The organism is Methylococcus sp. S1M, from assembly GCF_051295855.1.
Lineage (GTDB): Bacteria > Pseudomonadota > Gammaproteobacteria > Methylococcales > Methylococcaceae > Methylococcus > Methylococcus capsulatus.
Genome location: NZ_JBPDXO010000002.1, coordinates 261,385 through 285,772, shown reverse-complemented (window position 1 = coordinate 285,772; position 24,388 = coordinate 261,385). Strand labels below are relative to the sequence as shown.

Sequence of the window (24,388 nt, the reverse complement as noted above, 5' to 3'; positions counted from 1 at the left end):
GTCTCCGCGGATCGTTGTTCTTTCAGGTGAGCGAATCGTGGCAGCAGCCGCTAGGCCGGTTTGTTCCGGATGATGTCTTCGACGACCGCCGGGTCGGCCAGTGTCGACGTATCTCCCAGTTGATCCAGCTCGTTGGCTGCGATCTTTCGCAGGATGCGCCGCATGATTTTACCCGATCTCGTCTTCGGCAGGGCCGGCGTCCACTGGATGATGTCAGGGGTCGCGATCGCGCCGATTTCCTCCCGGACCAGTTCGATCAGTTGCCGTTTCAGGTCCTCGCTCGGGACGGCATCGGCGACCAGGGTGACATAGGCGTAGATGCCCTGGCCCTTGATGTTGTGCGGGTAACCGACCACCGCGGCTTCGGCGACGCTGTCGTGCAGTACCAGGGCGCTCTCGATTTCGGCGGTTCCCATGCGGTGCCCCGAGACGTTGATCACGTCGTCCACCCGTCCGGTGATCCAGTAATAACCGTCGGCATCCCGGCGCGCGCCATCGCCGGTGAAGTACTTCCCCGGATAGAGGGCGAAATACGTTTCACGGAAACGATCGTGATTGCGGAATACGGTACGCGCCTGGCCTGGCCAGGATGCGGCGATCGCCAGGACGCCCTCTGCCGGGCCCGTCAGCTCGTTGCCCTGGGGATCCAGGATGACGGGGACGACGCCGAAGAAGGGGCGGGTGGCGGAGCCGGGTTTGAGCGGTGTGGCGCCGGGCAGTGGGGTGATCATGATGCCGCCGGTTTCGGTCTGCCACCAGGTGTCGAGCACGGGGCAGCGTTTCTCGCCGACTTCCTGGTAATACCATTCCCAAGCTTCCGGATTGATGGGTTCGCCGACCGAGCCCAGTATTCGCAGGCTGTGGCGGTCGGCCTGCTTCACCCAGTCCGCGCCCAGTCCCATCAGCGCCCGGATGACCGTCGGCGCCGTGTAGAAAATGCTGACCTGATATTTGTCGATGATCTGCCATAGCCGTGCCGGTGTGGGGTAGGTCGGCACGCCCTCGAACATCAGTGTGGTCGCCCCGTTGCACAAGGGGCCGAAGACCACGTAGCTGTGGCCGGTGATCCAGCCGATGTCCGCGGTGCACCAGTACACTTCGCCGTCGCGGTAATCGAACACGTATTTGTGCGTAACGGCGGCAAACAGCAGGTAGCCGCCGGTCGTATGGACCACCCCTTTCGGCTTGCCGGTCGAGCCGGAAGTGTAGAGGATGAACAGCGGGTCTTCCGCATCCATGTCCTCGGGGGGGCAGTCGGCCGATGCGGATTGCACGGCCTCGTGAAACCAGTGGTCGCGCCCCGCGGTCCAGTCCACCGGACGGCCCGTATGGCGGACCACCAGCACGGTTTCGACATGCGGGCACTGGCTCAGCGCGGCGTCGACGTTACGTTTGAGCGGGACGAATTTGCCGCCCCGTCGGCCTTCGTCGGCGCAGATCAGGACGCGGCAATCGGCATCCAGAATCCGGTCTTTCAATGCCTCGGACGAAAACCCGCCGAACACGATCGAGTGGATGGCGCCTATATGGGCACAGGCCAGCATGGCTACGGCGGCTTCCGGGATCATCGGCAAATAGATGCACACCCGGTCACCCTTGCCTACGCCATGGGATTTGAGCACATTGGCAAACCGGCAGACCCGGTCGTGCAGCTCGCCGTAGGTCAGGGCGCGCTGGTCGCCGGGCTCGTCGCCCTCCCACAGAATGGCCGTTTGGTCGCGCCGGTCAGCCAGATGGCGGTCCAGACAATTGTAAGACACGTTAAGGCGGGCACCGGAGAACCATTCGATGGATGGGGTATGGAAATTCCAGCGCGCCACCCGCTGCCAGGGGGTGTTCCAGCTGATGAACTCCTGAGCCAGCTCGGCCCAGAATCCTTCCGGGTCCCTGATAGACCGGTCATACATTTCCCGATAGATTTCGTCGGTTATTCTGGCGGACGTCGCAATATCGGAGGGCACGGGGTAGACATGTTCTGTTTTCATTCGATTGTCGCTCGTCCGGTCGGCTGCGGACCGGGAATTATACTCAGGAAGCACCGGTCAAATCGGGTGAATTTTAGGGCGGCATCGGTGACAATGAAATCGAAAACCAGTCCACGGTATCGCAGGCATTCGCCGGTGGCGGTTACCTGGACAACAGGTGTTCGTTTCCTTCATGCAAATAGGGTTTTTCTTGCCCGGAAAGGTATACAATGCGGGGCGAGGTTAAATGGAAGGGGCGTTGTCGCGGACGTTCGCGATAACGGGTGGTGCGAATGCCGCTTCGGCTCATGGGCCGCGGCCGGCGTGTCTGTTGAGGATGAAAATGATGTCGTCTGAAGTCGTTTTGGGGTTGGACGGGAGCCTCGTCGAAGGTTTGGGATATGCCGAAGAGGTGGTCGAGATCGAAATCGAAATGGATGCCGGGGGGGAGAGCGAAAGGGACGCCGAGGATGGCTGCGGCGCCGAGATCTGGTGCGAGGATATCGTCGATGACGGCGGAGATACGGTCGAGACGGGTTCGGAGCTTGATGCAACACGCATCTACATGAACCAGTTGGGGAAATGGAGGCTTTTGACGGCGGAGGAGGAAAAACACTTCGGGCGGCTCGCCCTCGAGGGTGACGAGGATGCCCGCCGCCTCATGATCGAAAGCAATCTGCGCCTGGTCGTCAAGATTGCGCGCCGCTATCTGAACCGCGGATTGCCTTTGCTCGATCTGATCGAGGAGGGCAATCTCGGCCTGATCCGCGCCGTCGAAAAGTTCGAGCCGGAACGTGGTTTCCGTTTTTCCACCTATGCCACGTGGTGGATACGGCAGACGATCGAGCGCGCTCTGATGAGTCAGGTCCGGGCGATCCGGCTTCCAATCCACGTGGCTAAGGAAATGAACGCCGTCCTGAAGGCCTATCGGAGCCTTTCCGCCAAGATGCAGGGCACGCCAACGGCCCAGGACGTGGCCCGGCAACTCGACAAACCGTCCGAGCGCGTCGAACAGCTTCTCAGGCTGAGTGAAAAAGATTTGTCGGCCGATGCGCCGATCACGGCCGATTCTTCCAAATCCTTGCTGGACATGGCGCCGGATGACAGCCAGAGTCCGGTTACCGACACGCTGCTCGCCGAGCGGATTGAACAGAAAATCGACGAATGGCTGGGACGGCTGAACCCGCGCCAGCGGGAAGTCCTCCAGCGCCGTTTCGGCCTCGGCGGGCATGAGGTATCGACGCTCGAGGCAGTGGCCGCGGACTTGGGAGTGACACGCGAACGGGTGCGTCAGATTCAGCGGGAGGCTCAGCTCAAGCTCCGTTCGATCCTGGAGGCGGAAGGCTATACGGCGGATGCGGTCTTGCAGAGTTGAGCAGGCCCGTCGACCCTGCGTTCGATCTGCGCTAAATTTAGCTGGAATGCAACGGCTTCGAGAGACAACCATGATGCTTCGTAAACTCGGAAGCCTGGGACTTGCCGCCGGCTTGGCGGCATGCGCTTCTCTGGAGGAGAAGGTCCAGGATACGGAACAATTGTTGGCGGCGGCGGGATTCAAGATCAACTATGCACAAACGGCGGAGCAGCAGGCCAATGTCAAGGGGATGACTCAGTACAAACTGGTTGCGCATCCGAAAGGTGACAAAGTGATGTACATTTACGCGGATGCCAACATTTGTCAGTGCATCTATGTCGGCGATGCGGATGCCTACGCCCGCTTCCAGAAGCTCGCTGTGGAAAAGGAAATCGCCGACGAACAGAGGCAGGCGGCGGAAACCAACCTCGACGCCACCATGAATTGGGGCATGTGGGGGCCTGGATTGTGGTGGCCGTGAACGGCGGTCGCCCGCCCCGTTGATCGATCAACCCGAGGCGCCCTTTCAGTGCGTTCTTTGGGAGCCTATTTGCGCCAGAACGCCGGCGTGAAAATGATCAGTGCCGTGAAAACCTCGATGCGGCCCAGAAACATCGCGATGGTGCATGTCCAAGTCTGGAAGTCGGAAAGCGCGGCGTAATTGCTGGCCGGCCCCACCACGTTGAGTCCGGGGCCCGCGTTGTTGATACTGGCGATGATGGCGGAGAAGGATGACACCATGTCCAGCCCGCTGACCACCAGCAGCAACGTCAGAATGACGATGCTCATGAAATAGACGAAGATGAAACCGAGCACCGACAGGATGATATTGGAGGGAATCACCATGTGTCCGATCTTGAGCGGATTGACCGCCGTCGGATGGGTGAGCAGCAGCATCTGCAATTGACTTTGTTTGATCAGGATCAGTGTGCGCATCATTTTGATGCCGCCCCCCGTCGAGCCGGTACAAGCCAGAACGCTGCTCAGGAATAACATCCATAGCGGTGCGAACAAAGGCCACTGGTTGTAGTCCACCGAGGCGAACCCGCAGTCGGTGGCGATGGACACGACGTTGAAGCTCGCATGCCGCAGAGCGGTCCAGAAATCAGAATAACTTTGGTGTGCGACCAGGAACAGCGCGATGGCCACGCAGCTACCCAGCGCCAGAACCAGGTAGGGAATGGCCTCGATGTCATGCCGATACACCTTCAGACTCCGGGCGTGGATCGCCAGGAAGTGGGTCGCGAAGTTCATGCCCGCGACCAACATGAAGACCATCAGGACCCCTTCGATCAGGGGGGAGTCGAAATAACCGACGCTGGCGTCATGAGTCGAGAAGCCGCCCAGGCTCATGGCGGCGAAGGCATGGCAGACGGCGTCCAGCCAGCTCATGCCGGCCATCTTGAGGCACAGGATGCAAGCCGCGGTAATAGATGCGTAAACCAGCCAAAGTTTTTTGGCGGTCTCCGTGATCCGGGGTGTCAGCTTGTTTTCTTTCATGGGGCCGGGCGTTTCCGCCATGAACAACTGGCGTCCGCCGATGCCGAGGACGGGGAGGATCGCAACCGCCAACACGATGATTCCCATCCCCCCGAGCCAGTTCAGTTCGTGCCGCCAGAGATTGATGGCGGGTGGCAGCTGATCCAGGCCGGCCAGCACCGTCGCCCCGGTGGTGGTCAATCCAGACATGGCTTCGAAATAGGCGTCCGTGAACGACAGCCCTTCGATGTACGATATCAGCGGGAACGTGGCGAAGGCCGCCATTCCGGTCCAGGCCAGCACGACGAGGATGAAGCCGTCTTTGGACTTCAGATCGTAGCGGTACTGCCGGGTGGCGATCCAAAGTAAAGCGCCGGCGCCGATGGTGAAGAGCGCGTCTTCGATGAAGAGAAGGGCAGTACCGTCACCCGTCAGCAGGGATGCCATGATCGGGAGCAGATAGGTCAGACTGAAGACGATCAGCATCAGTCCGAAGACGCGGGCCAAAGACAGCAGGCGCTTCACGGTGCTACGGGAGGCAGGCCAGGACATCGTCAACGGCATTGTTGGGATAGGCATGGGCACCATGCCGCGCTCAGATTGCCGGCGCGGGCCGCTCTGCGGGATCGGGGCCATGATCCCGGCGCGCCCGACGACCTTGGGCGGTTCATGGGGGCGTCGGATTTACCGCGGCAAGTCGGATCGGCCCATGAGGAACTCGTCCACCGCGCGGGCTGCCTGGCGTCCCTCGCGTATGGCCCAGACTACCAGCGACTGTCCTCGCCTCATGTCGCCGGCCGCGAAGATCTTGTCCACCGAAGTCCGATAGTTTCGAGTATCCGCCTGGACATTGCCGCGTTCGTCCAGCCGGACGCCGGTTTCCTGCAGCAGTCCCTCCTGTACCGGATGGACGAAGCCCATGGCGAGTAGAACCAGGTCGGCCTGGAGTGTGAACTCGGTGCCGGGGATTTCCTCCATGACCCAGCGCCCGCCTTCCTGTTTCCAGTTGACCTTGATGCAATGGATCGCGGTCACCTTGCCGTTTTCACCGCTGAAACGCTTGGTTGCGATGCTCCAATGCCGTTCACAGCCCTCCTCCTGGGAGGAAGAAGTGCGTAGCCGGTTCGGCCAGTTCGGCCAGGTGAGACTCTTGTCTTCCTTGGCCGGCGGTTGGGGCAGGATTTCCAACTGCACCACCGAGGCGGCTCCCTGGCGCACCGAGGTGCCAATGCAGTCGGAACCGGTATCGCCGCCGCCGATGACGATGACGTGTTTGTCGGTCGCCAGAATGCCTTCTGCTTCGTCTATCGTATCACCGGCAACACGCCGGTTCTGCTGCTTGAGGAACTCCATCGCGAAATGGATGCCGGCCAATTCGCGTCCGGGGACGGGCAGGTCGCGCGGTTTTTCCGATCCGCCCGCCAGCACGATGGCGTCGAAATCGGCCGTCAGCCGGCTCAGGGGAATATTGGCTCCGATGTGGCAGTTGGGACGGAAGATCACGCCTTCCGCCTGCATCTGTGCGATGCGGCGGTCGATCAGGTGCTTTTCCATCTTGAAGTCGGGAATGCCATAGCGCAGCAGGCCGCCGATGCGGTCGGCCTTCTCATAGACCACCACGCCGTGACCGGCGCGAGCCAGTTGCTGGGCGCAGGCGAGACCGGCCGGCCCGGAGCCGACGACCGCGACCCGCTTGTCAGTGCGCTTGAGCGGAATCTGCGGCCGGATCCGGTTCTCTTCCCAGGCCTTGTCCACGATCGAGCATTCGATGGTCTTGATGGTAACCGGCTCGTCGTTGAGATTCAGCGTGCAGGCCGCCTCGCAAGGAGCCGGGCAGATGCGGCCGGTGAATTCCGGGAAGTTGTTGGTGCTGTGCAGCACCTCGATCGCTTCCTCCCAGTTGCCCTGGTACACCAGATCGTTCCAGTCCGGAATGATGTTGTTGATCGGGCAGCCCTGGTGGCAATACGGGATGCCGCAGTCCATGCAGCGGGCGCCCTGGCGGCTGACTTCCTCGTCGCTCAGCGGCACGATGAATTCGCGGTAGTGCTGAATCCGGTCGGCGACCAGGGTATAACGCCGATCCTGCCGCGCGATTTCCATGAAACCGGTGGGTTTTCCCATTTTTCTCGATACCTCGTTCTTGATTTTGTGGGCCGGGCTCAGTGAGGCGCGGCTGCACCGGTTCGGGTTTGCTGCATCTTCTCCAGCGCTTTGCGGTAGTCCACTGGCATGACTTTGACGAACTTGGCAGCATAGCAACCCCAGTCGTCCAGAATCAGGCGGGCACGGCCGCTGCCGGTATAGCGCAGGTGTTTTTCGATCAGAAAACGCAGGCGTCGCATGTCGTTGCGGGTCATGTCGCGCATGATGTCGACCATGCCGTGGGTCTCGAGATCCCCGCCCTGGTGCTCGAAGTGTTCCAGCGCGTCGTCCTCCGCAGGTACCGGCTCGAGCTCGACCATGGACAGGTTGCAGCGCCGTTCGAAATCACCGGATTCGTCCAGGACATAGGCGACACCGCCGGACATGCCGGCCGCGAAGTTGCGCCCGGTCGCGCCCAGTACCACCACTACGCCCCCGGTCATGTATTCACAGCCGTGATCGCCCACACCCTCCACCACGGCGATTGCGCCGGAATTGCGGACTGCGAAGCGCTCACCGGCGACGCCGCGGAAATAACATTCGCCGCTGATGGCGCCGTAGAGGACGGTGTTGCCGACGATGATGTTCTGCTCCGGCGTGATCGGACAATCGGCTGGCGGATAGATCGCCAGGCGGCCGCCGGAGAGTCCCTTGCCGACATAGTCGTTGGCCTCGCCTTCCAGTTCCAGCGTCACGCCGGCCGCCAGGAAGGCGCCGAAGCTCTGGCCGGCGGTGCCATGGGCCTTGATGTGGATGGTGTCATCCGGCAGTCCGGCGTGTCCATAGCGCTTGGCGATCTCGCCCGAGAGCATGGCGCCCACGGTCCGGTTGTAGTTGCGGATGTCGATGTCGATGTGGACCGGCTTCTTGTCTTCCAGTGCATGTCGGGCGAACTCGATCAGCTTGCGGTCGAGCGCCTTGTCCAGCCCGTGGTCCTGCGTTTCGCAATTGAAGATGGCGACGCCCGGCCCGGCTTCGGGTTTGTACAGAATCTTCGAGAGGTCGATGCGGGACGCTTTCCAATGGTCGATGGCCTTGCGCATGTCGAGTAGGTCGGAGCGGCCGACCATCTCCTCGTAGCGCCGGAAACCGAGCCGGGCCATGAGTTGGCGTACTTCCTCGGCGACGAAGAAGAAATAGTTCACTACGTGTTCGGGCTGGCCGGTGAAACGCTTGCGCAGCTCCGGATCCTGTGTCGCCACGCCTACCGGGCAGGTGTTCAGATGGCATTTGCGCATCATGATGCAGCCCTCGACGATAAGGGGGGCGGTAGCGAAACCGACCTCGTCCGCGCCGAGCAGGGCCGCGATCACCACGTCTCGACCGGTCCGCATGCCGCCGTCGGCCTGGACGCAGATGCGTCCGCGCAGACGGTTCAGCACCAGGGTCTGGTGGGTCTCGGCCAGGCCGATTTCCCAAGGCAGCCCCGCGTGCTTGATCGAGGTGATCGGGCTGGCGCCCGTGCCGCCGTCGTAGCCGGAAATGGTGACATGGTCGGCATGGGCCTTGGCGACGCCTGCCGCTACCGTGCCGACACCCACTTCCGACACCAATTTGACGCTGATGCGGGCCGCGGGATTGACATTCTTCAGGTCGTGAATCAGTTGTGCCAGGTCTTCGATCGAATAGATGTCGTGATGTGGCGGCGGCGAGATCAGACCAACGCCGGGAGTCGAATGACGCACCTTGGCGATGACCGCATCGACCTTGTGGCCGGGCAGCTGGCCACCTTCGCCCGGCTTGGCGCCCTGGGATATCTTGATCTGGATGTCGTCGGCGTTGACCAGGTACTCCGCCGTGACCCCGAAACGGCCGGATGCGACCTGCTTGATCGCCGATCGCAGGGAATCGCCGTTCGCCAAAGGCACGAAACGCTCCGGCAGCTCCCCGCCTTCGCCGGTATTCGACTTGCCGCCGATCCGGTTCATGGCGATCGCCAGGGTGGTGTGGGCCTCGTACGAGATCGATCCGAACGACATGGCGCCGGTGGCGAAGCGTTTGACGATTTCCCGGGCCGGCTCGACTTCGTCCAGTGGCACGGGTTCGACCGCGAAGCGGAAATCCATCAGGCCGCGCAGGGTCAACAGCTGCTCGTTCTGCTCGTTGATCAGCCGGGCATACTCGGCGTAGGTCGCCGGGTCGTTGGCGCGGGTGGCGTGTTGCAGCTTGGCGATGGTTTCCGGGGTCCACATGTGGCCCTCGCCGCGCAGCCGGTAGGCGTATTCGCCGCCGACGTCCAGCGCATTGCGGTAGAGCGGCGCATTACCGAAAGCCAGGCGATGACGGCGCACGGTTTCCTCCGCAACCTCCCTGAGCTCGATACCGCCCGTCGTGCATTCGGTTCCATGGAAATAACGGTCGAGCAAGTTCTCGCCCAGTCCGACGGCGTTGAAGATCTGCGCCCCGCAATAAGACTGGTAGGTGGAGATGCCCATTTTCGACATGATTTTGAGCAGCGCTTTGCCGATCGCCTTGATGTAACGCTTGTGGGCCTCGTCTTCGCTGATCTTTTCCGGCAGCGAGCCGAGCAGGTCGGATAGGGTATCGAAGGCGAGGTACGGGTTGACGGCCTCGGCGCCGTAACCAGCCAGGAGAGCGAAATGATGCACTTCGCGGGCTTCCCCGGTTTCCACCACCAAACCCGAATGCGTCCGAAGGCCGGCCCGGATCAGATGATGATGCACCGCCGAGGTGGCGAGGAGTGCCGGAATGGCGATGTGACCGGCGTCCATGCTCCGGTCCGACAGGATCAGGATGTTGTTGCCCTCCAGCACGGCCTGTTCCGCGCGTTTGCACAGCGCCTCGAGCGCCGGCTCCATGCCCGGGGCTCCGGCATCGGCCGGGAAGCAGATGCTCAGGGTCTTGGTCTTGAAAGCTCCCTGGGTGCGTGCCTCGATGCGGCGGATCTTTTCCAGGTCGCCGTTGCTGAGGATCGGCTGGTGCACCTCGAGCCGTTTGTTGTTGCCGCCGTTGTCCAGCGCCAGCAGGTTGGGACGTGGACCGATGTGGGACACCAGCGACATCACCAGTTCCTCGCGGATGGGATCGATCGCCGGATTGGTGACCTGAGCGAAACCTTGCTTGAAGTAGTCGTACAGCATCCGCGGCCGGTCCGACAGAACCGCGAGGGCGGCATCTGTGCCCATGGATCCGACCGGTTCCTGGCCGCTCAGGGCGATCGGCTTGAAAAAGACCTTGATGTCCTCCTGGGTGTAGCCGAAGGCCTGCTGACGGTCGAGCAGGGTGGCATGATCCGGTGCCATGGCGGCCACTTCGGTCGGCAGGTTCTGGACGTTGATTTGAGTCTTGTCCAGCCACTCCTGATAAGGGTGGCGACCGGCCAATTCATCCTTGATCTCCTGATCCTCGATGATGCGTCCCTGCTCCAGGTCGATCAGGAACATCTTTCCCGGCTGCAGTCGCCACTTCTTGACGATTTTGTGCTGCGGGACGTTCAGGACGCCCATTTCCGAACCCATGATGACATAGTCGTCATCGGTGATCAGATAGCGGGCGGGCCGCAGGCCGTTGCGGTCGAGGGTGGCGCCGATCTGGCGGCCGTCGGTGAAAGCCACGGCGGCGGGGCCGTCCCAGGGTTCCATCAGCGCCGAGTAATACTCGTAGAATGCCCGCCGCTTGGCATCCATCAGGGGATTGCCGGCCCAGGCCTCCGGAATCAGCAGCATCATGGCATGGACCAACGAATAGCCGCTGGCGACCAGCAGCTCGAGGGCGTTGTCGAAGCAGGCCGAATCGGACTGACCTTCCGCGATCAGGGGCCAGATCTTGTCCAGGTCCTCCCCCAGGAGTTCGGACTTCATCGACTGGCGGCGCGCCGCCATCCAGTTGATGTTGCCGCGGATGGTGTTGATTTCGCCGTTGTGGGCGATCATCCGGAACGGGTGGGCCAGATCCCAGGTCGGGAAGGTGTTGGTCGAGAAGCGCTGATGGACCAGCGCCAGGGCGGAGACAAGGCTCTCGTCGCGGAGGTCGAGGTAGTAGGACCCCACCTGGTCCGCCAGCAGCATCCCTTTATAGACGATGGTGCGCGACGACAGCGACGGCAGATAGAACATCCCGTCGCCGGCGAGTTGACCATCGCGGATGGCATTTTCGGCCTGCTTGCGGATGACGAACAGCTTGCGCTCGAAGGCATTCTGGTCGGCGCAGCCGGTGCCGCGGCCGATGAATACCTGGCGTATGAAAGGTTCCACGGCTTTGACCGTTTCGCCGATGCCGGTGTTGTCCACGGGGACATCGCGCCAGCCGAGCACTGTCTGCCCTTCGGCGATCACATACTGAGTCAGAATTTCCTCGCAGCTGCGCCGCTTCTGTGCGTCACGCGGCAGAAACAGCATGCCGACCCCGTAGTGTCCGGCTTCGGGAAGCGTGATGCCGAGTTTCGCGCACTCCTTGCGCAGAAATGCATCGGGCAGTTGGAGCAGGATGCCGGCGCCGTCGCCTGCCAGAGGATCGGCCCCCACCGCGCCGCGATGCGTCAGATTCTTCAGTATTTCCAGCCCCTGCAGAATGATGTCATGGCTCTTTTTGCCCTTGATGTGGGCGATGAAGCCGACGCCGCAAGCGTCGTGTTCGTGACGTGGATCGTACAGACCCTGCTTGTGGGGCAAAGTATGGTGGCTCATTGGGGTTACCTCTTGAGGATCGCGCCGGGTCAACGAGCGAACGCGTCTGGATTGGCGCCCCGCCCGTTCCGATACGTGACTTCGTCCGCTACGGCACGGCCGCGGTCTGCTCGGACTCGGTGATCGATGGAGCCGGACGGGTTCATGGCATTCGGGGGCGTGGGTCGGCCCGCAAAAAAATGGCTGGACACTATAGGGAATCGAACATGTATTTGCAACACGCCCGGTTTGCCGCGCGGTAGGGACAGTTGTTCAGGGGCTGTGAAAGGGGTATAGTGCACCGTTTTTTGGTGGGGCATAGACCCCTTCTCCTTGCTTTACCGCGTGTGGCGGGAAGCTGACTCAATCCGAAAGGAGCATCAACGTGCGACATTACGAGATAGTGTTCATGGTCCATCCGGACCAGAGCGGGCAGGTGCCGGCGATGATCGAACGGTATCGTTCCATCATCGAGGGTGCGGCAGGCCGAATCCATCGCCTGGAAGACTGGGGCCGTCGTCAGTTGGCCTATCCCATCGCCAAGCTGCACAAGGCGCATTACGTGTTGATGAACATCGAGTGTGATCAGGCGACCCTGGAGGAGCTGGAAAGCGGTTTCCGGTTCAACGATGCGGTCCTGCGCAGCCTGACGATCAGGCGCGACGAGGCGGTGACCGAGCCGTCCGCACTGGCGAGGTCCGGCAGCGACGCCGAGACCGACCGCGCGCCGGCGGACGAGGGAAGTGTGGAAGCCGCCGGCGCCGAGCCGGGTAGCGAGGCGGAGGCGGAGGCTTGAAGCCTTGCTGGCCGATCCAAGAAACATTATCGCCGATCAGATTCTGGAGTTCACCGATGGTTCGTCAATTCAAACGTAGAAGGTACTGTCGCTTCACCGCGGAAGACGTCAAGGAAATCGATTACAAGGACTTGGACACCCTGCGGGAATATGTGTCGGAGACGGGAAAGATCGTTCCCAGCCGCATCACCGGGACCAGTGCGAAGTATCAGCGTCAGCTGGCCACGGCCATCAAGCGCGCGCGCTTCCTCGCGCTGCTGCCGTTCTGCGACGCGCACGAGCAATAAGCGCGGGCCCGTTTGCGCGGAAGGGCTTGAAGATTCGTGAAGGGGCTCGCGGCCTTCGTCATGAAGGAACGATGGCAGGCGGTGTTGGTCATCGCAGGCTTCGTTTGTCTCTCGTTCATGATACCGCTGGTCGGTTTGCTGAGTTCCGCGGCTTTGGGGCTCGTGGTGCTGCGGCAGGGCTTGCCGGCCGCCGCCACGGTGCTGGCTCTGTCCGCGGCGGCGGTCGCCGTGTTTGGCGGTGTGGTTCTGGGCAGTGTGGCGGCCCCCTTGATCTATGCGCTGCTGCTCTGGTTTCCGACGGCCGTGGCGGCATGGGTGCTGCGGATTTCCCGCCGGATCGAGTGGGCCCTGGCATCCGTCGTCGTGCCCGCGTTGATGGCGGTGCTGGCGGTTTACGGTTTGATCGGTGATCCATCGGAGTTCTGGAACGAAAAGCTCATCCGGCTGGTTCAGCCGCTGCTGGATCAGGCGCCCGACGGTCTCGACGCGGACGGCGCGCGGTTCGGTCTGCGTGTGGCGGCCCATTATGCAACGGGATTCGTGAGTGCCGGTTCCGCCCTGAGCGTTTTCTTGACGCTGATGTTGGCGCGGTGGTGGCAATCTCTGCTCTACAACCCCGGCGGGTTCCGCGCCGAGTTTGTCGAGCTGCGGCCCGCACCGGCGTTTGCGTATGCCGCGTTGGCCTGCATTGGTGGCGCCATGTCGTTGCCGGCCGTGGCCGAATTGCTGTGGAATCTCGGTCTCGTGTTTTTCGTGCTGTACCTCATGGTGGGAGTCGCCGTGATCCATGTGCTGTTGTCCCGTCGTTCTGCGGGTAAGTTCTGGTTGGCCGGCTTCTATCTATTGTTGTTCGTGATTCCTCAGGTCGCCCTTCCCGTGGCGCTCATGGGGTTCACGGATGTCTGGATGGACTGGCGCCACAGGCGTGCAGCGGGCGTCTGAAACGCCTGGGCAGAAACAGTTTATTTCTTAAATCGGTTTGTTCGAGGTCTTGGAAGATGGATGTGATTCTTCTCGAAAAGGTGCCGAATCTCGGCAGCCTGGGTGACAAAGTCTCGGTGCGTCCGGGATATGGCCGTAATTTCCTCATTCCAAAAGGAAAGGCCGTTGCCGCGACGGCGGCCAAGCTGGCGGAGTTCGAGCAGCGGCGGGCAGAGCTGGAGAAAAAGGCGTCCGAAGAGTTGGCCGCAGCACAGGCCCGCGCCGAAGCCGTGGCACGGCTGAACGTATCGATCGCCCAAAAGGCCGGCGAGGAAGGCAAGCTGTATGGCTCGGTCGGCACCAAAGATATTGCCGAAGCCGTGACTGCGGCCGGGGTGCCAGTGGAACGGCACGAAGTGCGGCTGCCTCATGGCCCGATCCGGCTCGCCGGGGACTATGAAATCACGTTGCACTTGCATAGCGACGTCAATGCGACGCTGAACCTGAAAGTCATCGGCGAGTGATCCGAACCCTGGCGCCAGAGGGCGGAGCGTGAGGTCCGTTTATACGAGCCTGTTTTACGCGTCCCTCCCTTGGGTGCTAGCGCGCCTGTTATGGCGCAGCCGGGCGAATCCGGCTTACCGGCACCGGATTGCCGAGCGGTTTGGATTCTATTCCGGCCCGCCCAAGCCGGTGGATATCTGGATTCATGCGGTTTCCGTGGGCGAAGCGGAAGCCGCATTTTCATTGATCGCCGCCCTCAGGCGGCACGCGCGGGCTTCCATTCTCGTCACGACCACCACGCCGACCGGGTCGGCGCGGGTGCGCAAGGTGCTTGGCGACACGGTCGAGCACGTTTTTCTGCCGTATGACTTGCCCGATGGCGTCGGTCGTTTTCTGGGGCATTTCTCTCCCCGTGCGGCCGTCATCATGGAGACGGAAATCTGGCCCAATTTGTTCACCGCCTGCCGGAAGCGCGGAGTCCCGCTTCTCATCGCCAACGCCCGTTTATCGGATCGCTCGGCCCGGCGCTATGCTTGGATCCGCGGTACTCTGAGGCGCCTTCTGGCCGGCGTCGACATTGCCGCGCAGACCGAGGCCGACGCGCGGCGTTTCGTCACCATCGGCGCGGATCCTGCGACCGTCACCGTCACTGGCAATCTCAAATTCGATACCGAACCGGACGCTTCGGTCACCGCGGTCGGCGCGGCTCTCAGGCGGTCCTTGTTCCAGGAGCGGCCGGTTTGGCTGGCAGCGAGTACGCATAGGGGGGAGGAAAAGGCGGTGCTGGAGGCTTTCGCCGGCCTCCGTTCCCGGCATCCCGAGCTGCTGCTGGTGATCGCGCCCCGTCATCCCGAGCGTTTCGAAGAAGTCGCGCGGCTGGCCGTAGAGGCCGGTCACCGTGTCGCCCGGCAGACGCAAGCGGGGGGGAGCGTGGCCGGGACGTTCGACGTTTTCCTGCTCGACACGCTGGGGGACCTCATGCGCTTCTATGTCGCCAGTGATATCGCATTCGTCGGAGGGAGCCTGGTCGACATCGGCGGCCACAACGTGGTCGAGCCCGCTTTGGCGGAGACCGCCATCGTGTTCGGGCCATTCACGCGGAATTTCCAGCAGATATGTGATGATCTCGAAAGGAAGGGGGCTGCCGTTCGGGTCCGCGATACCGGAGAACTGGCAGCCGCGGTCGACCGGCTGGTGGCGGATGAGGGCAGGCGCGGTGACATGGTGCGGCAGGCCCTTGCCTTCGTAAGGCGCAACCGGGGGGCTGCGGAGCGGCATTGGCGACTTCTCGCCCGTCATTTGGGAGACTCTTTCCAGGCGCATTGATTTTTTCGGAGGTACGCACCATGAGTAGCGTAACGGTCAAGCCGCTCATTCTCTCGGGGGGAGTGGGCTCCCGTCTCTGGCCGCATTCGCGCGAGGCCTATCCCAAGCAGTTCCTTCCGCTGTTGGGCGAACGCACCTTGTTTCAGGAAACCACCGGGCGTATCGGGGGGATGGCAGAGTCGCGCTTCGACATCCACTCGCCCCTGATCGTGTGCAATGAACAGCATCGTTTCCTGGTGGCCGAGCAGCTTCGGCAGATGGGGTACGACAATGCCGACATCCTCCTCGAACCGAGCGGCCGCAACACGGCTCCCGCGTTGACGATCGCGGCGCTGCATGTAAGTGAGCGGATCGGGGGCGACTGCATTCTGGCGGTCATGCCGGCGGATCATCACATCGCCGACGTGGAAGGTTTCCGTGCCGGTCTGGCGCGGGCGCTGGGGGTTGCTGGGCGCGGGCTGATCGGGACCTTCGGTATCGTGCCGGACCGGCCGGAGACGGGTTACGGCTACATTCGCAAAGGAAGATCGCTGGAGGATGGCACGGTTTTCGAACTGGAAGCCTTCGTGGAAAAACCGGATGCCGAAACTGCCGCGCAGTATCTGAGTTCCGGCGACTACCTCTGGAACAGCGGGCTGTTCGTGCTACGGGCCAATGTCTGGTTGGAGCGGATCGGTTCGCATCGGCCCGACATCCTGGAGTCCTGTTCCGCAGCCTATGAAAAAGCCACCGCAGACGGCAATTTCATCCGGGTTGACCGGACCGATTTCCTGCGTTGCCCGTCCGATTCCATCGACTACGCCGTGATGGAAAAGCTCAATGGCACGGGCCAGGCGGTCGTCATACCGCTGGACGTGGGCTGGTGTGATCTGGGTTCCTGGGCATCGCTGTCTGAAGTCAAGCCGCGGGACGAGCACGGCAACGTCGTGGAAGGTGACGTCTATGCGCGCGATACCAGGAATTCGCTGCTGTATGCGGACAGCCGGTTCCTCGCGGCCATCGGCGTGGACGATTTGCTGGTGGTGGACACGGCGGACGCGGTGCTGGTCGCGCACAAGTCGAAGGCTCAGGACATCAAGCAGATCGCCGAACATCTCGAAGCGGCGAACCGTACCGAGCACAAGGTCCATCGCCGGGTGCACCGGCCGTGGGGAACCTACGAGTCGATCGACACCGGCCAGCGTTACCAGGTCAAGCGGATCACGGTGACGCCAGGCGCCGCCCTTTCGCTGCAGATGCATCACCATCGAGCCGAGCACTGGATCGTCGTGCGGGGTACCGCCCGGGTCGTCCGCGGCGAAGAATCATTCCTGCTGACGGAAAACCAGTCCACTTACATTCCCATCGGGGTCCATCATCGCCTGGAAAATCCAGGAACCATTCCGTTGGAAATCATCGAGGTGCAATCAGGCAGTTACCTCGGGGAAGACGACATCGTCCGCTTCCAGGACCACTATCATCGTACCAAAGAAGGCTAGGAACATTCCCACATGGCATTACACGTCGGCATCGTCGGTCTGCCCAACGTCGGCAAGTCCACGCTTTTCAACGCGCTCACCAAGGCCGCCATCGCGGCCGAAAATTATCCTTTCTGCACCATCGATCCCAACGTGGGTGTCGTGCCCGTTCCCGACCCGAGACTCGAGGTCCTGGCGGGAATCGTGAAACCCGAGCGCGTGGTTCCGACGGCCATCGAGTTCGTCGACATCGCAGGACTGGTGGCCGGCGCATCAAAAGGGGAGGGTCTGGGCAACCAGTTTCTCGCCCACATCCGCGAAACCGATGCGATCGCGCATGTCGTCCGCTGCTTCGAGAATGACGACATCGTGCATGTTGCCGGAAAGGTTGACCCCTTGTCCGACATCGAAGTGATCGGGGTGGAACTCATCCTCGCCGACATGGCGACGGTAGAGAAATCCCTCCAGCGTGCCCAGAAGGCCGCCAAGTCCGGGAACAAGGAAGAGATCGAGCGGGTACGCGTGCTGGAACTCGTCAGCAAGGGTTTGAATTCGGGAACGCCGGTGCGGGCCATACCGCTGCCTCCGGAGGACGCGGCCCTGTTGCGCGAGCTGCATCTGCTCACCGCCAAGCCGACGATGTACATCGCCAACGTCCAGGAAGGCGGCTTCGACAACAACCCCCTCTTGGAGCAGGTCGAAGCCTTCGCACGCAACGAGGGTGCGGTGGTTGTGCCGGTCTGTGCCGCTTTCGAGGCCGAACTGTCCCAGCTCGAAGACGAAGACAAGGCGGATTTCCTGGCGGAGATCGGTTTTGAAGAGCCGGGGCTCAACCGGGTGGTGCGGGCGGCATACCGTCTGCTGAACCTGTTCACTTATTTCACCGCGGGTGTCAAGGAAGTCCGGGCTTGGACCATTCCCGCGGGCGCCACCGCGCCCCAGGCGGCGGGTGTCATCCATAGCGATTTCGAAAAAGGTTTCATCCGCGCGGAAGTGATCGCCTACGAGGACTTCGTCGCCTGCCAGGGCGAGCAGGGGGCCAAAGACGCCGGAAAATGGCGTTTGGAAGGCAAGGATTATGTCATGCGCGACGGAGACATCGTGCATTTCCGCTTCAATGTCTGACCGCTTGCATGGGAGGCGAGGTCGGGGATGATCGCTTCGAGGGAGCCGGCGCCCTGCCACCGAGGTTCGGGCGTTTGCAATGGGAGAAGGGCTGTGGCGGCCCGGAAATTTTTTTAAAGTTTGATCCAGGTCAACTATTGTTTTTCATTGTTTTGTAGGGGTAAACTTGCTGTCAATGAAGCGGTGCGCCGAGTTTGGTCCTGCTTCAGAGTGCAACAATCAATTATACGATGGGGAGGCGGACAGTCCTGGGGCTGAAAGCACAATCCCTGCAACATCGACAACGATAGGAGGATAGAATGGAAAATCAAGAAAAAGACAACTTCTGGTTGTGGATTGGCGCATTGATCGTTGGAACCGTCGTCCTGGTCGTCTTGTTCAAGGCCCGGGAGAACGAAGTGAGCGGCTGGCAGAGCGGTGCCGCGCAAGAAGCCGCCAAGGAAGTCGACGCTCAGATCGCCAAACAGAAGACGAAATAAAGCAGGCGATTCGTAGCTTCCTTAGCTAAATATATCCTTACAAAGAGGGAGCCATTCGCCCTGCGAATGGGAGGCTGAGGTGTATTTGCCGAAGCGATGACAGGACAGTCAGACAAGAGCGCATGCTCACTGTTCGTTTTGGTGCGTAGAAAGAGTGAGTTCTTGACAGCCGGTCCAAGAGGCTCATTTTTTCTGCGCATCAAAACCCGCACAACAGCTTCCTCCTCCTCCCGTATCACGAAAATTCTTCCCTGCGACTAGCCGTTGGCGGGGTATCCTGCGCCCGGAAGTCCGGTCTTACAGTCTGTGGAAAGCGGTTTCGATCGAACCGCAGCCTCCGATCAGTTCAGGAATCGACGACCACGGCGATCCCAGTGGAATCAGCCGCTGGCGCCGCTTGATCGCCCGAACCGCATAGGCCGTCGCCAAACGGACCCGCGAACGGTTCAAGAGAGAACCACGGTTGGGCAGACAGCATTCGGGAGTGAGGCTGAAGCCGGCGACCAGGCAAGTGTCCAGATTGAGGTTTTTCAGCCAGGCCATCAGGCGGGATGGAGTGATGAGGCTGGTCTCAGCATGCTTCAGAAGGAGCGGGACACAACGCGGCAGATTTTTTGGATTCCACGGATTCAGTGCGAGGACGTGAAGTTCCCCTTGAGGTTTGAGAATGCGCTCGCACTCTTTCAAAATCCGACACGGCTCGGGTGAAAACTCCAGGACATGGACGAGGTAGACGAGGTCGACGCTCTGGGAGTCGAAGGGGATGTCGTCGGGTGCGGCGATGAGCCGGGCGGGTGGCCGCTGGGGCTCCTTCGGTCCGCTGGTCATGAGGCATGAAGTGCCGCGCGGGAAACCGTTCAGTGGTGAGATGTCGCCGGGGCAGCCAACTTGTAATGTAATCTGATTGAAAGTAAGCTTTAGCCCACTCGACAAATAATGGAATTCCAATCGCTTGAGTGCCTGCCCCGGCGTCGTGTCTCGATACCATTCTGAGAATATCTCGTGAGGGTGTTGAGCAAAGCCTTTGTTCATACTCATAGAGTTGAGCGGCCTGTTGTAGCTAGCCTCAGCCAGCTGCCTAACTGAGGGAGTATTTTATGAAGCGATTCCCGTTCCGTCCGCGATTGCTTGTCACCGTGTCGCTGGTGGCGCTGCTTCTTCCCGGCTGTGCCAGCAAGCCGAACAACCTCAAACCATCGATGCCAGAGCCCCGGCTGGGGGTCGCTTCCGAGAATCCCGGCAAACCCAAAAAGGGGAAACAGGCATCGTCGGGTTCCCAGTACGACACGTTGTGGGAGCGGATGTTCTCGCTGTATGCCTTGCCCCAGGTTGAACACCGCTCGGTGGAGCGTGAGGTCTCGTGGTTCATCAACCACCCCGATTATTTGAAGCGCGCGCAAAAGCGCGCTGAACCCTTCTTATATACCATCGTTCGGCAACTCGAGAAACAGAAGATGCCGGGTGAGCTGGCGCTGTTGCCCATCGTCGAAAGTGCATTCCAGCCTCACGCGGTTTCTCCCGCACGGGCCGCCGGGATATGGCAGTTCATCCCCGAAACGGGGCGGCGCTATGGTCTGAAACGGAGCCGCTCGTACGATGGGCGCCGCGATGTTTATGCGTCGACGCGCGCGGCGATCAAGTACCTCAAAAAGCTCCACAACGACTTCAATGGCGACTGGCTTCTGGCGATAGCCGCTTACAATTGCGGCGAAGGCGCGGTCGCCAAGGCGATTCAGCGCAATGAGGCACGGAATCTGCCCACCGACTTCTGGTCGTTGGATCTCCCGGACGAGACGAAGGCCTATGTGCCGCGGTTGCTGGCCGTGTCGAAGGTTTTCGCGAACGCCGATAAATACGCGATCGATCTCCATTACATTCCGAACGAAGCCATTTTCAAGCCGGTGAAAGTGAGTTCTCAGCTGGATCTCGCGCTGGCGGCCGATGCTGCCGACATGAGTCTGGAACGGATGCTCGAATTGAATCCCGGCTTCAAACATCCGCATGCCGACATAGAAGGTTCCTACCGTCTTTTTGTACCAGCGGACAAATCGCGTAAATTCAAGAAGGAGCTGGCCAGGTTGGCGATGAGCGGACAATTCGATTCCCGTCCCCCCGCTGATGAGGGGGACGGAAGTACCGGCTTCGGGCATCGTGGCTCGCTCGAGACCGCTACAGAAGATGACGCCGCTCCGGGGCGCGAACGGTCCGTGCGAAAGCCGGTGGTTTCGGGTTACGGGGCGGAGTATGCCGTCCCATCCCGCTCTGCCGAACGGGGCGGTCCGGCGAAGGATTCGAGCCGGAGCGAACGCTGGCAGAGTGTGGAGACGCCAAGCAGGGGAGGTTCGGCCGTGGTTGCCCATCTGCGGGATGGCTCCCGTCTCCGGGACGTTTGGGGGCGGGAGCATGGGCAGGAGGACAAGTCACTGAAAGGAAACCGGCGTCCCGATGAACGCCTTGGTCTTTCCAGCAAGGCGAATCCCAACCGGAAGGAGGGGGGACGGAAAGTGGCGGGAGGGTCTGCACTTTCCCGGGAGGAGGCGCTTCGCGAGGAACGGGGCGACCGTGGCAAGGAAAAGCACGCCATATCGATACCATTCGACGAGCGACATGGCGGCGGGATCAAGGCTTCCCAATCCATCCGCCATACCGTGAAACCAGGCGAAACCCTGTTTGCCATTTCCCAGCGGTTCGGCGTCAGTGTCGCGGATCTCCGGAAATGGAACGGTGTGAAGGAAAACAAGCTCGAAGCAGGCAGGAATATCAGAGTTTCGGCCGGGAAAGATTGACTCGAGCGTGCCGGTCTTGGCGGCGGGGGAGCGACAATAGCCTTTGATTTCACCAACGTTTCTTGCAATTTCGCCCGAGCGGCCTCATGTCGAGCGACATGCCGCTTCCGGTCCTCAGTATCGTTTCATACCGGGCTACTCGGTTCGCCAGTCCTTGATTTCCTTGGTTTCATCCGCATCCTCGCCCGAACAGGGCCTGCCGGCATGCGCTTCGTCCCTTGTCTCCGTTCACAAATTATCTGGAGTCACCCATTTAAGATGACTATATCTGTCGAGTCGTTGCTTGGAATCGTCGTGGCCGCGCTGGATGAAGGTAAAGGGCGCGACGTGAAGATCATTGATCTGCGCGGAAAGACGACGATCGCCGAGTTTTTCGTGATCGCGAGTGGAACCTCCGATCGTCATGTCAGGTCCCTCGCGGGGAATGTCGAAGCCAGTGCCAAAGCGCACGCGCTTCAGCCTTTCGGGTTGGAAGGCGAAGATGCCGGCGAGTGGGTGGTGGTGGATCTCGGTGACGTGGTTGTGCATGTGATGAAGCCGCCAGTGCGGGAGTTTTATCAGCTCGAGAAACTCTGGGCTGAGACTTTCCCCGTTGCCGCCTGACGGGGTGGGGCACCGCCCGCCCGGTATTTTATTGCGGCTGCGGCTTTTTCTGTTTTTTCTTCGATTGAGTGCTGGCCTGACCCTGCCGATAGCCTTCGGCATAGGTCGCGGCCTGGTTTTCCTTGTATTTCTGATAAAGATAGCCACCGGCGAGTCCCGCGGCGGCGCCGATACCGGCCCCCATGGCGGCATTGCCCGCCAGCGCTCCTATGACCGCTCCGCTGCCGGCACCGATGAGTGTACCGGACGTCATGCGCTGTTGGGTCGGGGTCATTCCGGCGCAGCTGGCCAATCCGAGCGCAACGATCGACGCGCAGACGAGGTGGCCGAAACGGGGGGGATCCGGGCATGGTTGTACGGCGGGGGGGCTGGTCATGGCGAACCTCTCGTTACCAGGTCGGACGGATAAACGGGTGACAGTCTATCAACTCGAGGCGTCCGTAGCCATGGCGTCATGCGCCGGCGTAATGAACGCCTCGTCCGACCCAACGGTCGATCAGCGGCGCGACCAGTTCGGGATGGTGTTCGAGCACGCGCTCGGCGCTTGCGCTCACCGTTTCGATCAGATCGGCGTCCCGGGTCAGGTCCGCGATCCGGAATCGGGCCAGGCCAGTCTGACGGACGCCCAGAAACTCGCCGGGTCCCCGCAGTCGTAGGTCTCTTTCGGCGATGGCGAAGCCGTCCGAGGAGTCTTTCAGGATTTTCAGCCGCTCCCGGCCGATGGCGGACAGCGGCGGCTGGTACAGGAGGATGCAGTAGGCGTCGCCCGGTCCTCGACCGACCCGTCCCCGAAGCTGATGGAGCTGGGCGAGTCCGAGGCGCTCGGGGTTCTCGATGATCATCAGGCCGGCATTCGGCACATCCACGCCGACTTCGATCACCGTCGTCGCGACCAGGATGTCGGACTCGCCGGCTTTGAACTCCCGCATGACGCCGTCTTTTTCCGCCGCTGACATGCGTCCGTGCAGCAGTCGGATGCGCAGGCCGGGCAGGGCCTGGGCCAGGCTGGCAGCCGTATTTGCGGCGGCTTCGCATTGCAGCGCCTCCGATTCGTCGATCAGCGTGCAGACCCAATAGGCTTGTCTGCCTCTGGCGATCCAGCTGGCGATCCTGTCGATGATTTCACCGCGGCGGGTCGAGGGAATCAGACGGGTGACAACGGGTGTCCGTCCCGGCGGGAGTTCGTCGAGGACCGAGCAGTCCAGATCGGCATAGCCGAGAATCGCCAGGGTGCGCGGGATGGGCGTCGCCGTCATGACCAGCTGGTGGGGCAGCGCGGCGAGCGGGTGGGCCTTATCGCGCAAAGCCAGGCGCTGATGGACGCCGAAGCGGTGTTGTTCGTCGATGATGGTAAGGCCGAGCCGGTGGAACTCGACGGCATCCTGGAACAACGCGTGAGTGCCGATGACTAGCGCCGTGGCTCCGCTCGCTATCGCCGCCAAGGCGTCCCTCCGACCCTGGCCCTTGATCTTGCCGGTCAGCAGCGTCGTCGTGACGCCGGAGGATTCCAGCCAGCCGCTGAACGTGTGGAAATGCTGTTCGGCAAGCAATTCGGTGGGCGCCATGAGGGCGGTCTGCCAGCCACTGGAGGCCGCAGCCAGTGCCGCATGGGCGGCGACGATGGTTTTTCCCGAGCCGACATCGCCTTGCAGCAGCCGTAGCATGGGGCGGCCGCTGCGCAAATCCGATTCGATTTCACCGATCACCCGCCGCTGGGCGCCGGTCAGAGAAAAAGGCAGTCCGCTCTGGAAAGTCGTTTTGATGGCTTCGTCGGTGTTCAGCACCGGTGCCGACCGGCGACGGATCTCCTGCCGGAAGCGGGCCAGGCTCAAATGATGGGCCAGCAGTTCCTCGTAAGCCAGGCGGCGACGGGCTCGCTCCAGCGCCTTCGGACAGTCGTCCATGGGCCGGTGGAGGGTGCGCACCGCATCCCACCATGACAGGGCGTCGAGCTCGGGGGCCAGCCGCGGAGGAAGTCTGAAAGATTTTTCGTGTTCCGGTTCGGCCAGGCGCAGGGCTTGAGCTACGAACCGTCGCAGGCTCTGCTGACTCAGTCCGTCTGTAGTGGGGTAGACCGGCGTCAGGCCCGTTTCCAGGGGAGCGGGGGCGGTTTCAGGCAGTGCCTCGTACTGCGGGTGGATCATTTCCAACCCATGCGCGCCGACGCGTACCTCGCCGAAACACCGGATCCGCCGCAGGCTGCTCAGTGCCCGGAGCTGCTCCGGCCGGAAATGGAAGAAACGCAGATCGAGGAATCCGGTACCGTCACTGATGCGGCAGATCAGTGACCGGCGGCTGGTGCCGGCGACATCGGTGAACGCCACGCCGCCTTCCACCAGTGCGGGTTGGCCGGGCTGCAGTGCACCCAGAGGCGTAAGCCGGGTCCGGTCTTCGTAGCGGATCGGCAGGTGGAGCAGGAGATCCTGCAGCTTGAAGATGCCAAGTTTGTTGAGGCGGCTTAGGGTTTTTGTTCCCGCTCCCTGCAGGTTGTCGAGGGAGACCCCATCCGGTCTCCTCGATGTCGCCATCGCTCGCTG

General features: G+C 61.6%; 19 protein-coding genes. 12 read left to right on the top strand and 7 right to left on the bottom strand.

The features are described from left to right. Positions 1–50 precede the first annotated feature (50 nt). Entirely contained in the window at positions 51–1,985 is a 1,935-nt protein-coding gene (gene acs, locus ACSHWJ_RS04930) for an acetate--CoA ligase (protein ID WP_432539417.1), read from the bottom strand. 322 nt (positions 1,986–2,307) lie between these two features. Between acs and rpoS the strand changes: the two genes are divergently transcribed. Beyond that, positions 2,308–3,339: an RNA polymerase sigma factor RpoS gene (rpoS, locus tag ACSHWJ_RS04925; protein ID WP_238536912.1), complete on the top strand. Its 1,032-nt coding sequence runs from the start codon at positions 2,308–2,310 to the stop codon at positions 3,337–3,339. Positions 3,340–3,409: 70 nt separating this feature from the next. Continuing rightward, entirely contained in the window at positions 3,410–3,799 is a 390-nt protein-coding gene (locus ACSHWJ_RS04920) for a hypothetical protein (protein ID WP_017366339.1), read from the top strand. A 65-nt stretch (positions 3,800–3,864) separates the two neighbouring features. Here the strand turns inward: ACSHWJ_RS04920 and ACSHWJ_RS04915 are convergent, their stop codons facing one another. The 3 genes from ACSHWJ_RS04915 to gltB form a co-directional block, all read right to left on the bottom strand. Beyond that, on the bottom strand, positions 3,865–5,322 hold the full coding sequence (locus ACSHWJ_RS04915; RefSeq protein ID WP_017366338.1) for a TrkH family potassium uptake protein: 1,458 nt from the start codon (positions 5,320–5,322) through the stop codon (positions 3,865–3,867). Between the two features lie 159 nt (positions 5,323–5,481). Then, complete coding sequence (locus tag ACSHWJ_RS04910; RefSeq protein ID WP_432539418.1) at positions 5,482–6,921, bottom strand: glutamate synthase subunit beta; 1,440 nt, start codon at positions 6,919–6,921, stop codon at positions 5,482–5,484. A gap of 38 nt (positions 6,922–6,959) precedes the next feature. Continuing rightward, positions 6,960–11,588, bottom strand: a complete 4,629-nt coding sequence (gene gltB, locus ACSHWJ_RS04905; RefSeq protein WP_017366336.1) for a glutamate synthase large subunit — start codon at positions 11,586–11,588, stop codon at positions 6,960–6,962. A 364-nt stretch (positions 11,589–11,952) separates the two neighbouring features. Between gltB and rpsF the strand changes: the two genes are divergently transcribed. From rpsF to ACSHWJ_RS04865, 8 genes are all read left to right on the top strand, one after another. After that, complete coding sequence (rpsF, locus tag ACSHWJ_RS04900) at positions 11,953–12,363, top strand: 30S ribosomal protein S6 (protein ID WP_017366335.1); 411 nt, start codon at positions 11,953–11,955, stop codon at positions 12,361–12,363. 56 nt (positions 12,364–12,419) lie between these two features. After that, positions 12,420–12,650, top strand: a complete 231-nt coding sequence (gene rpsR / locus ACSHWJ_RS04895) for a 30S ribosomal protein S18 (protein WP_010961282.1) — start codon at positions 12,420–12,422, stop codon at positions 12,648–12,650. Between the two features lie 36 nt (positions 12,651–12,686). Beyond that, positions 12,687–13,592 (top strand): hypothetical protein, encoded by a 906-nt coding sequence (locus ACSHWJ_RS04890; protein WP_017366334.1) that lies wholly within the window; start codon positions 12,687–12,689, stop codon positions 13,590–13,592. 56 nt (positions 13,593–13,648) lie between these two features. Continuing rightward, positions 13,649–14,095, top strand: coding sequence for a 50S ribosomal protein L9 (gene rplI / locus ACSHWJ_RS04885; protein ID WP_010961280.1), 447 nt, complete (start codon positions 13,649–13,651; stop codon positions 14,093–14,095). Positions 14,096–14,123: 28 nt separating this feature from the next. Next, positions 14,124–15,401, top strand: a complete 1,278-nt coding sequence (waaA, locus tag ACSHWJ_RS04880; RefSeq protein WP_432539419.1) for a lipid IV(A) 3-deoxy-D-manno-octulosonic acid transferase — start codon at positions 14,124–14,126, stop codon at positions 15,399–15,401. A 20-nt stretch (positions 15,402–15,421) separates the two neighbouring features. Further along, positions 15,422–16,879 carry a mannose-1-phosphate guanylyltransferase/mannose-6-phosphate isomerase gene (locus tag ACSHWJ_RS04875; RefSeq protein ID WP_218800324.1) on the top strand — a complete coding sequence of 486 codons (1,458 nt, stop codon included), beginning with the start codon at positions 15,422–15,424 and terminating at the stop codon, positions 16,877–16,879. 12 nt (positions 16,880–16,891) lie between these two features. Next, entirely contained in the window at positions 16,892–17,983 is a 1,092-nt protein-coding gene (ychF, locus tag ACSHWJ_RS04870; protein WP_432539420.1) for a redox-regulated ATPase YchF, read from the top strand. 299 nt (positions 17,984–18,282) lie between these two features. Then, positions 18,283–18,462 carry a hypothetical protein gene (locus ACSHWJ_RS04865; protein ID WP_010961275.1) on the top strand — a complete coding sequence of 60 codons (180 nt, stop codon included), beginning with the start codon at positions 18,283–18,285 and terminating at the stop codon, positions 18,460–18,462. Between the two features lie 297 nt (positions 18,463–18,759). Here the strand turns inward: ACSHWJ_RS04865 and ACSHWJ_RS04860 are convergent, their stop codons facing one another. Then, positions 18,760–19,290 (bottom strand): class I SAM-dependent methyltransferase, encoded by a 531-nt coding sequence (locus ACSHWJ_RS04860; RefSeq protein WP_017366330.1) that lies wholly within the window; start codon positions 19,288–19,290, stop codon positions 18,760–18,762. 269 nt (positions 19,291–19,559) lie between these two features. Here ACSHWJ_RS04860 and ACSHWJ_RS04855 point away from each other — a divergent pair, with 269 nt between their 5' ends. Beyond that, entirely contained in the window at positions 19,560–21,248 is a 1,689-nt protein-coding gene (locus tag ACSHWJ_RS04855; protein WP_218800321.1) for a lytic transglycosylase, read from the top strand. Positions 21,249–21,542: 294 nt separating this feature from the next. Further along, positions 21,543–21,851 carry a ribosome silencing factor gene (rsfS, locus tag ACSHWJ_RS04850; protein WP_238536911.1) on the top strand — a complete coding sequence of 103 codons (309 nt, stop codon included), beginning with the start codon at positions 21,543–21,545 and terminating at the stop codon, positions 21,849–21,851. 28 nt (positions 21,852–21,879) lie between these two features. Here rsfS and ACSHWJ_RS04845 read toward each other — a convergent pair whose 3' ends face one another. Together ACSHWJ_RS04845 and recG are read right to left on the bottom strand one after the other, a co-directional pair. Continuing rightward, positions 21,880–22,125, bottom strand: coding sequence for a YMGG-like glycine zipper-containing protein (locus ACSHWJ_RS04845; RefSeq protein WP_228370174.1), 246 nt, complete (start codon positions 22,123–22,125; stop codon positions 21,880–21,882). A 178-nt stretch (positions 22,126–22,303) separates the two neighbouring features. Further along, positions 22,304–24,379, bottom strand: a complete 2,076-nt coding sequence (gene recG, locus ACSHWJ_RS04840) for an ATP-dependent DNA helicase RecG (protein WP_432539421.1) — start codon at positions 24,377–24,379, stop codon at positions 22,304–22,306. Positions 24,380–24,388: the final 9 nt, after the last annotated feature.

Excerpts from the sequence above, each read along its gene's own strand:
- acs (WP_432539417.1), bottom strand. The coding sequence starts at position 1,985 with ATGAAAACAGAACATGTCTACCCCGTGCCCTCCGATATTGCGACGTCC.
- rpoS (WP_238536912.1), top strand. The coding sequence starts at position 2,308 with ATGATGTCGTCTGAAGTCGTTTTGGGGTTGGACGGGAGCCTCGTCGAA.
- ACSHWJ_RS04920 (WP_017366339.1), top strand. The coding sequence starts at position 3,410 with ATGATGCTTCGTAAACTCGGAAGCCTGGGACTTGCCGCCGGCTTGGCG.
- ACSHWJ_RS04910 (WP_432539418.1), bottom strand. The coding sequence starts at position 6,921 with ATGGGAAAACCCACCGGTTTCATGGAAATCGCGCGGCAGGATCGGCGT.
- gltB (WP_017366336.1), bottom strand. The coding sequence starts at position 11,588 with ATGAGCCACCATACTTTGCCCCACAAGCAGGGTCTGTACGATCCACGT.
- rpsR (WP_010961282.1), top strand. The coding sequence starts at position 12,420 with ATGGTTCGTCAATTCAAACGTAGAAGGTACTGTCGCTTCACCGCGGAA.
- rplI (WP_010961280.1), top strand. The coding sequence starts at position 13,649 with ATGGATGTGATTCTTCTCGAAAAGGTGCCGAATCTCGGCAGCCTGGGT.
- ACSHWJ_RS04875 (WP_218800324.1), top strand. The coding sequence starts at position 15,422 with ATGAGTAGCGTAACGGTCAAGCCGCTCATTCTCTCGGGGGGAGTGGGC.
- ychF (WP_432539420.1), top strand. The coding sequence starts at position 16,892 with ATGGCATTACACGTCGGCATCGTCGGTCTGCCCAACGTCGGCAAGTCC.
- ACSHWJ_RS04865 (WP_010961275.1), top strand. The coding sequence starts at position 18,283 with ATGGAAAATCAAGAAAAAGACAACTTCTGGTTGTGGATTGGCGCATTG.
- ACSHWJ_RS04860 (WP_017366330.1), bottom strand. The coding sequence starts at position 19,290 with ATGACCAGCGGACCGAAGGAGCCCCAGCGGCCACCCGCCCGGCTCATC.
- ACSHWJ_RS04855 (WP_218800321.1), top strand. The coding sequence starts at position 19,560 with ATGAAGCGATTCCCGTTCCGTCCGCGATTGCTTGTCACCGTGTCGCTG.
- ACSHWJ_RS04845 (WP_228370174.1), bottom strand. The coding sequence starts at position 22,125 with ATGACCCCGACCCAACAGCGCATGACGTCCGGTACACTCATCGGTGCC.
- recG (WP_432539421.1), bottom strand. The coding sequence starts at position 24,379 with ATGGCGACATCGAGGAGACCGGATGGGGTCTCCCTCGACAACCTGCAG.